Annotated in this window: 10 protein-coding genes and 1 pseudogene; 5 read left to right on the top strand and 6 right to left on the bottom strand. The window is 58.8% G+C overall.

What is annotated here, in order from left to right; genetic code table 11:
• Nucleotides 1-57 precede the first annotated feature (57 nt).
• Nucleotides 58-984: a manganese catalase family protein gene (locus EDE05_RS17520; RefSeq protein ID WP_112800750.1), complete on the bottom strand. Its 927-nt coding sequence runs from the start codon at nt 982-984 to the stop codon at nt 58-60.
• A gap of 619 nt (nt 985-1,603) precedes the next feature.
• A pseudogene (locus tag EDE05_RS17525) lies at nt 1,604-2,731 on the bottom strand (RHE_PE00001 family protein).
• Between the two features lie 288 nt (nt 2,732-3,019).
• On the opposite strand from EDE05_RS17525, the gene EDE05_RS27520 reads away from it, so the two are divergent.
• Both EDE05_RS27520 and EDE05_RS17535 read left to right on the top strand, forming a co-directional pair.
• Nucleotides 3,020-3,187 (top strand): hypothetical protein, encoded by a 168-nt coding sequence (locus tag EDE05_RS27520; protein ID WP_348631515.1) that lies wholly within the window; start codon nt 3,020-3,022, stop codon nt 3,185-3,187.
• A complete protein-coding gene (locus tag EDE05_RS17535) occupies nt 3,187-4,341 on the top strand; it encodes a site-specific integrase (RefSeq protein WP_134102116.1) in 1,155 nt (384 codons plus the stop codon). Before EDE05_RS27520 ends, EDE05_RS17535 begins: the two co-directional genes overlap by 1 nt.
• A 136-nt stretch (nt 4,342-4,477) precedes the next feature.
• Here the strand turns inward: EDE05_RS17535 and EDE05_RS17540 are convergent, their stop codons facing one another.
• From EDE05_RS17540 to EDE05_RS17560, 4 genes are all read right to left on the bottom strand, one after another.
• Entirely contained in the window at nt 4,478-5,476 is a 999-nt protein-coding gene (locus EDE05_RS17540; RefSeq protein ID WP_134102119.1) for a DUF4268 domain-containing protein, read from the bottom strand.
• Nucleotides 5,477-6,234: 758 nt separating this feature from the next.
• Nucleotides 6,235-6,549, bottom strand: a complete 315-nt coding sequence (locus EDE05_RS17550; RefSeq protein ID WP_134102122.1) for a DUF982 domain-containing protein — start codon at nt 6,547-6,549, stop codon at nt 6,235-6,237.
• A gap of 291 nt (nt 6,550-6,840) precedes the next feature.
• The gene (locus tag EDE05_RS17555; protein ID WP_134102125.1) at nt 6,841-8,007 is read right to left on the bottom strand and encodes a PAS domain-containing sensor histidine kinase; all 1,167 of its coding nucleotides are present in this window, start codon (nt 8,005-8,007) and stop codon (nt 6,841-6,843) included.
• Between the two features lie 31 nt (nt 8,008-8,038).
• Nucleotides 8,039-8,827 (bottom strand): alpha/beta hydrolase, encoded by a 789-nt coding sequence (locus EDE05_RS17560; RefSeq protein ID WP_134102128.1) that lies wholly within the window; start codon nt 8,825-8,827, stop codon nt 8,039-8,041.
• A 326-nt stretch (nt 8,828-9,153) separates the two neighbouring features.
• On the opposite strand from EDE05_RS17560, the gene EDE05_RS17565 reads away from it, so the two are divergent.
• From EDE05_RS17565 to EDE05_RS27055, 3 genes are all read left to right on the top strand, one after another.
• The gene (locus EDE05_RS17565; RefSeq protein WP_134102131.1) at nt 9,154-11,340 is read left to right on the top strand and encodes a PAS domain S-box protein; all 2,187 of its coding nucleotides are present in this window, start codon (nt 9,154-9,156) and stop codon (nt 11,338-11,340) included.
• Nucleotides 11,337-11,711 (top strand): response regulator, encoded by a 375-nt coding sequence (locus tag EDE05_RS17570; RefSeq protein WP_134102134.1) that lies wholly within the window; start codon nt 11,337-11,339, stop codon nt 11,709-11,711. Before EDE05_RS17565 ends, EDE05_RS17570 begins: the two co-directional genes overlap by 4 nt.
• Before the next feature lie 40 nt (nt 11,712-11,751).
• Nucleotides 11,752-11,986, top strand: a 235-nt coding sequence (locus EDE05_RS27055) for a hypothetical protein (RefSeq protein WP_208325222.1), incomplete at its 3' end; no start/stop codon positions are given.

Consider the following 11,986-nt stretch of genomic DNA (forward strand, 5'->3'; position numbering starts at 1 on the left):
TTTGGTGGGGGGTACGTCCGCTGCCCCCTCCAAACGATATACTGCTGCTGTTATACCTTAGCGCGACTTCTTGTAGAGCTTTTGAGCAATCTCAAACATCTCTTCGGGCGCATAATCCGGCGTAAAGGCTGATGGCACACCGACCAATTGATGGATTTTACCGCCCTCGGGCATACCGTCTACGACTTCGAGTTCACCCGGCGGGTCGTCTGGAAGCGCAACTTCCCCGTTGCCCCATATGCCTGCCATTTCTTTGTAGTCGGCCGGGCTGAAGGTATAGAGCCTGCGGTGGGAGCCCTCGTCGAGGTACTTCTGAGATTCTGGTATCTTACTTAGCGGGATGTTCGGTGTCGGCAGGAACTTCTCAATCTCGACGCCGGTGATTTTCTTGAGGGCCAAGGCATAAGCGTGTGCGTGGACTGAACCCCGAACTAACAAATAGCCGCATACCTCTCTCCCAGTCGGGTCGCTCAGTGTTTCGTAGACACGGAGCTTATGAAGCCGGGCTCCACATTCAAGGTGGAAGTTGTGCAAGAGGTCAAGCACGACATTGCCCGTCGTGGTGATGAAGTCATTGTTCCAGGAAACGCCATTGCTGTTGATGGGCATTGCGCCGCCGCCGCCAGACAGAAAGCTCGCAGCCAGACGGATATCCTTCATGTCCTCAAATGGCGCGCCCGATATGTCGCCACCGTCTCCGGCGTCCCCGTCAGCGACGTCCGGTCCGTTGTTGAGCATGGCGACGCCGTTGCTTACAAGCTCAACATGGCCGAGTTCTTCCGCTGTGATAGCCGCGACGAGACTGTAGAACGGCCGAAGCTTTTCCTTCGATCGAAAGTTGAAGCTCTGGAACATATAGTTCCCGAGCGTCGACATCTCGCCGTACTTCCCGCCAAGCAACTCTTGAAGCGCGGCGGCGGCATTTGGGTCTGCACGTTTCGGCGCTGGCAGGTGGGCCTGCAGCTGATCGACTCTCATGAACATGAGTGATCCTTTCCATTGGAGGTCTGGGTCTAACAAGGGGCATCAGGGAATGTTCCAAAAGGCGCTCTACCCTCCAATGTACGAACGGTGCACTTGATCGCTCAACGCGCGGCCGTCGGCTATCCCGGATCCTGTGACCGTGACAGGGCGCGGCTCCGCGTGCTTGCGGCCTTGCAACACCTGTTAACGCGGCCGGGGGGTAGGGCCGCCCCTCACCCGGGCCATGAAGCGCCACAAGCCTCCTGCCGGCGCTTCACGGGAGGCTCTTGCCGACCCTCCCTGCTCTCCCGGTGTGGATCGCAAGCAGGCAATCGACCCAGGGGCATGCGGCTCGGTGACGGCCTCCCGGCCGTATCAGGGCTCGGTCGTCACGTCGGCGCAATTTGGTTTAGCGCATTCCGGCTCCGCCCCTCCGGCGCCAGCGGCGCATATGGAAACGCGTCGCCGAGGCGACACGTCTCATGTTAGTGCGATAAGGTCCTACACCTCTTCCAGATCCACATCATCGATCGGCACCCCAAGCTTGTCGGCGATAATTTTGCGCGCCGCCTTCAAACAGCGGAGGAACACGATCGTATATGCCCCCATCGAGCAGATTCATCTGACCACAATCGGCCGTCTATAGCACCCCCCACGCCCGAAACCTCCCCCTCCCCGTCATCTCCCGGAGGCCGAGTTCCAAAACGATCCGCGGCGCCGCCTGCGGCGTTACCTCGCCACCATGTTTGCCGACACGAGCGGTTTCGCCATCACCAGCTCGACCAGCTCCGGCAATTTCGACGACGTCCGCCGTCCTTCAAGTTTTCGGTCCATCATCGTTTTCGCCAGCGTCAGCCGGTCATGCTCTTTCATGCCGATCTCGGCCGCTGCCAAAAACCCGTGGGCCATGGCGAGAAGCCGCATCTCCCGATCACGATGCCGGCGCCGATCGACGGAAATGGTTTTCAGGCCGAGATTGATGGCGGCCAGGTGAGAGCCGGTGGTGATGCCGGCCTGGCGCAGGATCGAGGCGACCAGTAGCCGTCCGAGCCAGGGCGCGTGCTGAAGGACGGCAAGTTCGTTCCACGCATCGAGGGCAACGATCGCCTGCAGCACCGCCGGTAAGTGTTCGGCCTGGCGCAGCACACCACGCCATTCGTCGAGCCTAGAATCCTCGTCCCAGTCGAGATCATAGACCAGCGAATCCTTTTCGGCAGCACGGCTGCCCGCGACACGGCCGGGCCGTATTGCGTTCTCGATCGCCGCTACCGATCGGGCCAGGACCGCATCGATGGCGGCATAGTCGACACCGGGCAGATTTTCCACGACTTCACCGTCGTCCCCCTCCCCTTCCAGGGGTGATCGCGACCCCCGCCCGAACAGTTCCGGCCGTCGACGCCTCGTCCCCGCCGCCCGACCCGATCTCCGAGGTTTTCCGCAGCGAACGGATGCCGTCCGCCGAAACTGCCCAGACGGGGGGTTGCCCGGCGATGCGCCGACGGGTGCGAAGCACGTCGCGGGCGATTGTCATGGGTGGGTGTGCGAATATCGCGTGTGGCATCGTGAAGCACGAGGTCCTCGAGATGCACGAGCTCGCCGTCGATCCACAGTGAAGGACAGGCGTCGGCAAAGTGGGTACGCTCAATCCAGCCGATTCCGACCGGTGAACGGGCGATACGCTCGTCCAGACGCGTTAGAGAAATACCGGCGCGAAACGCCGGTTCGAGAAGACTCGGAAAATTGCCAATTTTTCGAAGTCATAAGCCATTGAATTTATGGTAAACGAAGTCTTACGAGAACTCTATCGCTAGGTTAGGGCTCCTCACATGGTATGATTGTGGGTTAGTCCTCTAACCACCGATAAGTACTGCTTATCGGTGGTAGATCGACAAAGCCCGCGAATCCACCTAATCTGGGGCAAATCCCGCTCCGCAAAGGCTCCCACCATGGAAGATCGCGTCCGTTTCCCCTCGAAAAGCTGCTCAACGTCGCGCACGGCGATACCGGCCAAGGCCGCCGTGTCGCCAATTTTTTGCTCGCCTGGTGGAATGCGGATGTGCATCGGGGTTTCGACCTGACCGACCTCGATCCTGAAATCTGCGAGGACATGATCACCGTCTTCACCTTCATCGCCCGCGAGGAGACGCTGTCCTATCCCGACGCCTACAAGCCGGAGATTATCCAGATCATCCGGCGCTGGCGGCCGCACGTCGAGATCGACTGATGCCGAAGGCATCGAAGTCCGACGGACTGTCTGGGGTCGATCGCCGGGCGGTCGAGCTCGACACCATTGCGTCGGTGTTGCCGATCGACCGGCGTGATGAGCTCGCCGAGCTGTTGACCGACCAGGATGTGGAAACGCTTCGCCACCTCGTCAACGCGGGTATGGGCGCCAACACGCTGCGGGCACTGACCTCGGATCTGGCCTATCTGGAAGCCTGGGGATTGGCGGCAACCGGAAAGTCGCTGCCCTGGCCGGCGCCAGAGGCGCTGCTGCTCAAATTTGTCGCGCAGCATCTCTGGGATCCGGAGAAGCATGCAACCGATGCCGATCACGGCATGCCCGCCGACGTCGACGAAAAGCTTCGGCGCCAGGGGTTTTTGAAATCCGTCGGCCCACACGCTCCAGCGACGGTGCGCCGGCGGCTGGCGAACTGGTCGACGCTGACCAAATGGCGCGGACTGGATGGTGCCTTCACCTCCCCCGCCCTCAAATCAGCCATTCGGCTGGCGATCCGAGCCGCGCCAAGACAACGTCTTCGCAAGAGCGCCAAGGCGGTCACTGGCGACGTCCTGTCAAAACTGCTGGGGACCTGCACCACCGACAGCCTTCGCGATCTGCGCGACCGGGCGATCCTGATGGTCGCCTTCGCCTCCGGCGGCCGCCGGCGCAGCGAGATCGCCGGGCTGCGGTATGAGCAGCTGACCGTTGAGCCGCCCATCCTGGTGCCAGACGGCCCTCCCCTCCCCTCTCTTGCCATTCATCTCGGTCGCACCAAAACTGGCTCCGGCGAAAAGGACGAGATCGTTTATCTCACTGGTCGGCCGGTGGAAGCGCTTGGCGCCTGGCTGGCGGCGGCCAAAATCGACAAAGGCAGCGTGTTTCGGGGGATCGGGCGCTGGGGAACGGTGTCGAAGCGTGCGCTCGATCCGCAGTCGGTGAATGCCATTCTGAAGCAGCGGGCGGAGATGGCAGGGTTGGAGCCTGGGGAGTTCTCAGCGCATGGGCTACGATCGGGGTATCTGACAGAAGCGGCGAATCGTGGCATTCCACTTCCCGAGGCGATGGAGCAATCGCGGCACCGCTCCGTGCAGCAGGCTTCCAGCTACTACAACAACGTCACGCGGCGAACCGGGCGCGCTGCACGGATGCTGTGAGGGCCGATAGAGGCCGACACTGTAGTAAACCTTACTGGATGGGCCTCATCCACCTATTTATTTCCGGCGAATGGAAAAGTATGCCATGCTGGTCTCGCTTATCGTGGTGATCCATGTTCACTGCTGGCCAGCCGAATTATAGATGCTCGTCGGTCATCTGCTCGCTGGGCAGATCATCAGCATCGGAGTTCAGCATTTTGACGCGCGGAACAAAGGCCCTGCGAAACCGCTGCATTTTATCCAGCATCCATTCGTGAATGCTTGGATATTGGTTTTCCTCGGTTATATCGACGTTGTAACGGTATAAGGTGATCTTGCTCGCTTTTCTGCCAGGTAATTCCTGCCATTCTAAATGATCACCAATCTCTTGCTCAATCGCAGCTCGATCCCCCTCAAGGGCGCGTATGGCATTCTTCAGCGGGTCGCGATACATATACAGTTCTACGCCCACTCGTTTCTTCAAGATGTTTATTGTTACATTGATGACGAACCAAGAGCGCCCTGTTTTGAATTCCTGCCGATCTTCCCTATTATCCCTCCGAACGGAAAAACTCGTATCCCGCGTTTTCAGGAATTCCGCGAATGAATTCCAATATGCCATTCTCAGAATATGACGTTCTGCCAGATCTTGATCGGTAGCTACTTTGGCGTCGATGGCTCGTGACCAGTTGTTTGGCTGCGCCACTATCCGAAAGAATGGAGCAGGATCACTGTCACCAATCTTTAAGGCCTCTACCTCGACAGCAAAGAAGTCAAACCCATTCGCTGTGGTTGCGTTGAGCCAATCGATGGCAGCCCTATGATCCTCTCGGATTTTTTCGGCAATCCATATTGCCGTCGTATCCTTGCGCTGGCTTGCCATGTAGGTGATCAGCTGGCCAAGATGACCATGATCGGTCTTCCCAAATTGATTCTCGATCAAAACGGGATTGCCACTTCCATCTTCCGCAAGGATATCAAGCCGAAACTCACCGGCGGGAACCTCGGTGTTTTTCAGTTCGAGCTCCCCGATGCCGAGGGTTTCGCCCAGCAGATCGAGATTTTCGGCAAGCCACGGCGTAAAGGTTTGCGCCTCATACTGCCATACGCTCTTGGCACTTAGCGTCACAAGCCTGCCAAGCTTCGGAAAATTCATCTGCCCCCCAATTCTATGCGACCGTCATCCTGGCACTTAAAGTAGCTTTCAAACCTATAATTTGCCTAAACATCTTCGGTTAAGGCACAGCTTAACCGTGAACCCATGGACGACGCCATTGACCCCAGTTCACGACGATCCTGCGCTTCGCCAGCGTTTGCGCCGGGATATTGATCCCGTCCAAGGGAGCGCGGGCACATCGCGGGTCAGTCCCGCAGGCTTTGTTCCCACAACGTTCTTCGAGTTGGCCAAGAACGCAGCTTCGGGCCAACTGGGCCTGTTATGAGGGCCGCTCAGGGCCACTCTCCCCTCCCGAGCGAATGCGGATTTCTCTGTAATCATTCTCTCAGGCGATACCCTCCTACCCCTCCCCTCCTCCGAAGTCCCTAGTCTGGCATTTCCGCCGCACATGGCCGATAGAGCGCATTTCACGCTGGTCACGGTCCGCCTGCCCCAACCATGGTAAAACGGCCAGGCACAAATCCGTCATCGGCACCCCCACGGCTTATCGGCTATGCACGCGTCTTGACCGGCGACCAGGCCACGATGCGCAGATGGCGAATTGTGCGCTGCGGGCTGTGAGCGAATTTTTCAGGAGGTCGGTTCCGGCTGGAGGGGCGCTACCGGACGCTCGAGCGGTGCCTCGAAACTTTTTTCTTCGAAAGCAAAACGAGAGAAAGCTCCAGCCACTTCAAAAACAACATTCGAAGGGCTGCACGTCGCGGGGCGACTGCTCGCTGTGCACACAAATTGGTGCGCTAGCGATGATGCAGGACTTCCCAGGGGATTTGAACGTCAACGGAGTGCCGTGGCTTCAGCGGAGACGTGAGCGTTGACAAACCGGCCTCAAGACAAGCCGCGACAAAAGCCTCACGTGCAATCTCTGCTGGGATTATACCGCTCAAGACGCGACGGCATCGTTTCACGGCTTGCTCATGATGTTGCCCGTGGCGTATCGGCCACTCGTTCTCCAGGAAATCGAGCGCATCGTAGATGCTGGTGAAGGTGTGCTCCAGTCCACACTGAAGCCGGACCTTTACAGGACGGGTCCATCGAACATCGGTCAGAGGCATTTTGCATCTCCTTCCTCGCCACCTGAACTTCCCAATACCCTAGTATTGCGCCTCTGCCGCAGCGATTCAAGGTTTCGATGCCGGGCCATAAGCGGTCTGAACAGACCACCGGCTTCGGCGCCACGAGCGATTAACTATCGGGGTTATTGGGTTTGTCGCGAGCGACATATGTATCCTTCGCAGGAGGCGTTGGAACGCCATCACATCGGGGCAGGTTCATCTTTTCACGGCCGAATCTCTTAACCGCTTTTGCCTTCACTGGCCGTGCACGATGCCACTGGCTTGATGGCGCTAGACCGGCATCCGGAACAGGAAGGCGGTCTGGTTGTCGTCGGAGTGGACCTCAAGCCTACCGCCATGGCTTCGAGCGATCTCACTGCAGATAAAAAGGCCGAGGCCAAGCCCCTGCTTCTCCGCGGAGCTTGTGGCGCGGAAGAAGGGCTCGAACAGGTGGTCCTTCACATGTCCGGGAATTGGGTCGCCCTCGTTCGCAACCGTTATCACTAGTTCGTTCACGCCTGGAGCCGCGACGACCTTCACCGGTCTGTCAGGGGCCCCATGCGCCAAAGCATTGCCCAGCAGGTTCGATACCAACTGAGCAACCCGGTCGCCGTCACAACGTATCTCGCCCCCGATATCAAGCGAACTCAGGATGTCTCGCCCGGGATGTGCGGTCTGTAATTCCTGGACAACCTGCTCAAGCACGGACCGCAAGTCCGTGGGCCTCGGGTCGATAGCAATGCCTTGGCCAGCTCGACAGCGCGCGAGATCAAGCATGTCCTGTATCAGGCTGGACATGCGCTCGGTGCTTTGGCTCATCATAGCCAGAACGCGCCGGGCCTTGTCGGACTGCGGTTCCCGGGTCAGGATGTTGAGCCCACCAGCGATCGACGCCAGCGGATTGCGCAGGTCATGGCCGAGGATTGCAACGAACTGCTCCCTCAAGCGAGCCACCTCCTTTTCCGCAAGCAGCCCTTGCTCAAGCTGGAGCCGCTCGGCAATGCCGGCATCGATACGCTCTTCCAGGGTTCTGTTCAGTTCCTCGAGTTCTCGGCGGGCCCGATCGGCGGCGTTCTTCGCATCCACCAGGTCGCGCTCGTATCGGCGCCGATCCGCCGCCTGGAACAGGGTTATGCGGGTAAATTGAACTCCTCCGTCGTTCGAGCGGCGCTCGGCTGCATTTGCCAAAACGGGGAGCTTTCTTCCATCCGACCCAACAAGATCCAAGGCGACTTCATTGAAGTGCCCCTGCATTCGCAACAAGGGCGCAAAATGGGTCTCGTAAAAAATCTTCCCCGGAACATTGAGCAGATCGTAGAACCGCTTACCAAGGAGGTCGAAGCTCTGCATGCCAAGCCATCCGGCAAGCGTGCGATTGGCTTTGACAATCACGCCATCAGCGGCCAGAGAGAGGTATCCACATGGGGCATTCTCGTAGAGGTCGTCCAGATCCTCCATGATGCCCTCCAGTCCTGTTTGAGCCTCCGCATTACACAAAGGCTTTGATCGCGGAGATGACCTGGGCAGGCGCGCTCAGGTTCGGGCAATGTCCTGTTGCATCGATGACGACCATCTCTCCCCGTGGCAAGTGATCCCGTACATATTCTCCGACGCCCTGCTGGGCGATGACATCCTGCTTGCATTGGATCACAAGCGCACGTGCCTGGCAACGCGGAAGATCCGCCCGGTTGTCCGACAGAAAGGTGACGCGCGCGAACGCTTTGGCAATATCCGGGTCGGTACGGCAAAAACTGTTCACAAGCTCCTCGCTGAGCTCGGGGCGATCCGGGTTGCCCATGATCACCGGGCCCATCGCGGAGGACCACCCCATGTGATTATCATCCAGGAATTCCAGCAGTTCCTCGATCTGTTCTCGCGTAAACCCACCCTCGTAACCTTCGTCGTTGATATAGCGGGGCGATGGACCGATCAGGACAAGCTCGCTAAACAGATCAGGTGCTTCGATTGAGGCAAGAATGCCGATCATTGCGCTGACGGAGTGGGCGACAAACACGCCCCCGGTGATGTCCAGGACTTGACCTATCTCGACGACATCAGCCGCATAACCGGCAAGGATGGAGTACTTGGCATGGTCATAGGCGGTGAGGTCGGACTTGCCGCAGCCGACATGGTCGAAGAGGACTACCTTATAGTCCTGTTCAAAGGCCGGCGTGACATGCCGCCACATGTTCTGGTCGCAGCCGAAGCCGTGCGCAAAGACCATGGCGCGCCGTCCTTCGCCCCGTACGGTGACATTGTTTCTTGCGATAACCGACATGATCCCTCCGACTTTGGTGCGAGAAGCCGCTGCTCCCCGTGGTTTCCGCCCCAGGCTGGGGTGAACATAGGAACATTGTGGGCGGCCGTCGAGTACCTCGTCTCCTTGGCCGAACCTGGACGGTCTGGGGCCGCACCCCCGGGGTATAATGGTGCGAAGTACCGGAATAAATACGCTGTCCCTGTTCTTGGCGGGTGGAACCGATTCTGAATTGTTGCGTTTGTTGTGGTTACGCTTAGTGAAGCGTGCAAGGGCGGGGTGCGGGTCCGGGTTCAGCTTTGGCTGGCGCCAGGTTTCCGGCCTCAGGGCCCGAGGGGATAAGTTGCATGTCCAATATCGAAGAGTTTCCTGCCGCCGCGCGACGGCTGACCGAGTTCGAGGCGCTCACCGCAGCTGCCCCAAGTGTTCTCGACGCGATCCCTGGCGCAGTCTATCTCTGCGACCAGGACGGCTGGCTCGTGCGCTATAATTCCGAGGCCGCAGAGCTGTGGGGACAAACTCCCCCCGTCGGCGACAAACGTCCCCGGTTCTGCGGGTCCCATGCCCTCTTCCTCCCCGATGGCACGCCGCTTGCGCATGACGTATGCCCCATGGCGACGGCAATCTTCGCCGGCACGTCGACGCGCAATGCCGAGGTCGTCATGGAACGGCCCGATGGGTCACGCTTTACAGCCCTCGTCAATATTCGGGCCCTGAAGGACCAGGAAGGCAGTATCCAGGGCGCGATCAACTGCTTCCAGGATATCTCCGGACATAAAGAGCTGGAAGAAGCGATCCAGCAGAAGAACGCCGATCTCGAGGATTTCTTTGAGAACAGCGCGATCGGCCTGCATATCGTCGGCGGCGACGGCATCATCCAGCGTGCGAACAAGGCCGAGCTTGCGCTTCTCGGCTATACAGCTGAGGAATATGTGGGTCGCCATATTGTCGAGTTTCATATGGACGCACCCGTCATCGGCGACATCCTCCACAAGCTTTCCTGCGGCGAAAAGCTCGACCGGTATCCCGCACGTCTGCGTGCCAAGGACGGGTCCATCAAGCAGGTGCTGATCACGTCCAACAGCCGGTTTGAGGATGGCAAGTTCATCAGCACGCGCTGTTTTACGACTGATGTAACCGATCTTCGTGAGGCCGAGACTGCTCGCCATGAAAGCGACGAGCGGCTGGCCGCAACCTATGACGCCGCCACGATCGGGATTGCGGAAGCTGACAAAGGCGGCCGGTTGCTGCGCGTCAACGACACTCTCTGCCGGATGTTGGGACGCTCCCGCGAGGAGCTCCTCAACATGACCTTCTTCGATTACACACAAGAAGAGGACCGACACGAGGATGGTGCTCTTTATGCGCGCCAGACCGCCGGCGAAATCGATAACTACGTCCTACGCAAACGGGCAATGAGGCCCGATGGCACCACGGTCTACCTGGATGTTTACAGCTCGTCCGTTCTGGATACAGCCGGGGGCTTCCGCTACGGGGTACGGGTGCTCCAGGATGTGACGGTCGCCAAGCAGATGGAGGACCGGATACGCGAGAGCGAACAGCACCTTCGCGATCTGCTGGAGGCACTGCCGGCGGCGGTTTATACAACGGATGCGACCGGTCGTATCACCTTCTTCAATAACGCTGCCGTGGAGATGTCAGGCCGTACACCCCAGATCGGCGAGATGTGGTGCGTCACCTGGCGTCTTTATAATACCGACGGCACGCTGCTTCCCCACGACCAATGCCCTATGGCTGTGGCGTTGAAGGAAAATCGTGCCGTTCGCGGCGCCGAGGCAATCGCCGAACGGCCGGACGGCAGACGCATTCCGTTCACTCCCTACCCTACACCTCTTCATGACGCCGACGGCAAGCTGATAGGTGCAATCAACATGCTGGTGGATATCACCGAGCGCAAGCAGGCGGAGAACCGGCAGAGGCTGCTGATCGACGAACTCAACCATCGTGTGAAGAACACGCTGGCGACGGTGCAGTCACTGGCGGCTCAGACGGCGCGGCATGCTGACAGCCTGGAAGATTTTTCCCATCGGTTCGAGGCAAGACTACTCGCTCTGTCGCGCGCTCATGATTTGCTGACGAGACGCAATTGGGAGGGTGCTTCCCTGGACGCACTCACCCGGGAAGTATTGACGGCATTGGCCGGTAATGCAGGACGGCAGGTCGAGATCGATGGACCCTTTGTTGATCTGGACCCTCGCACGGCGTTGAACATCACGATGGTGCTCAACGAACTCGCCACCAATGCTATGAAATATGGAGCTCTGTCCTCAGGGGCGGGCAGGCTTTCGATCTCCTGGCGACTGGAAGAGGGTACTGACCTGAAACCGAGGATGATCCTCGAATGGCGCGAGCATGGTGGGCCACCGGTCGTGCCGCCCACACGTCGCGGCACGGGCAGCAAGTTGATGGAACGGTGTATCGAGCGGGATCTCGGTGGTGAACTCGACCTCACCTTCGAACCTTCGGGAGTTGTGTGCCGCATGTCGATTGCGCCCGGGCTCGTTGCTGCATGAGTGAATTTAGCGGCATCAAGGTTCTCGTCGTTGAGGACGAGGGTTTCGTTGCTCTTCTGATCGAAGATATGCTTTCGGATCTCGGCTGCGAAATCGTTGCGTCCGTAGCTGAATTACAGGAAGCCTGCGCAGTCGCGGCCGCCGAAGAGATTGATCTGGCTGTGCTCGATGTGAATCTTGGCGGAGAGCGCAGTTTTCCTGTTGCGGAGGTGCTGCGTGAGCGCGGCGTGCCATTTATCTTCAGCACCGGATATGGGACCGCGGGATTGCCTCCCGAGTTCATTAAATGGCCCGTGTTAGCGAAACCCTTTTCTGCTAAAGCCCTCGAGGCAACGCTAGCAGTTGCGCTTGGCGTACCTCAATCACAGTGAACGTTGTATGTTGGTACCATTCCAGTGAGAGCGTTATACGATGCTGGTTGTACCACTGGATGTAAGAATCCAGCTGCTGCATGAAGTGGCGGGATTAGCCCAGCCGAATACCGCCGGAACCTTGGAATTGCAGCATAAGCAGTCCAAGAATCTGTCCGCACCTCCAAGGGGTGAATTTTGGGCTCTGACGCACATTTGGTGCTCATGTCGCACCGATCAGGCGGGCTTGAAGCAGATCAAGCTTTCCGCGGCCGTACATCTGGCGCTTCACCAGC

The sequence above is a fragment of the Neorhizobium sp. R1-B genome, from assembly GCF_004368875.1.
GTDB lineage: Bacteria > Pseudomonadota > Alphaproteobacteria > Rhizobiales > Rhizobiaceae > Neorhizobium > Neorhizobium huautlense.

Bases quoted from the DNA above. Each gene is read 5' to 3' on its own strand.
- EDE05_RS17570 (WP_134102134.1), top strand. From the start codon at position 11,337: ATGAGTGAATTTAGCGGCATCAAGGTTCTCGTCGTTGAGGACGAGGGT.
- EDE05_RS17520 (WP_112800750.1), bottom strand. From the start codon at position 984: ATGTTCATGAGAGTCGATCAGCTGCAGGCCCACCTGCCAGCGCCGAAA.
- EDE05_RS17540 (WP_134102119.1), bottom strand. From the start codon at position 5,476: ATGAATTTTCCGAAGCTTGGCAGGCTTGTGACGCTAAGTGCCAAGAGC.
- EDE05_RS17565 (WP_134102131.1), top strand. From the start codon at position 9,154: ATGTCCAATATCGAAGAGTTTCCTGCCGCCGCGCGACGGCTGACCGAG.
- EDE05_RS17550 (WP_134102122.1), bottom strand. From the start codon at position 6,549: ATGCCTCTGACCGATGTTCGATGGACCCGTCCTGTAAAGGTCCGGCTT.
- EDE05_RS17560 (WP_134102128.1), bottom strand. From the start codon at position 8,827: ATGTCGGTTATCGCAAGAAACAATGTCACCGTACGGGGCGAAGGACGG.
- EDE05_RS17535 (WP_134102116.1), top strand. From the start codon at position 3,187: ATGCCGAAGGCATCGAAGTCCGACGGACTGTCTGGGGTCGATCGCCGG.
- EDE05_RS17555 (WP_134102125.1), bottom strand. From the start codon at position 8,007: ATGGAGGATCTGGACGACCTCTACGAGAATGCCCCATGTGGATACCTC.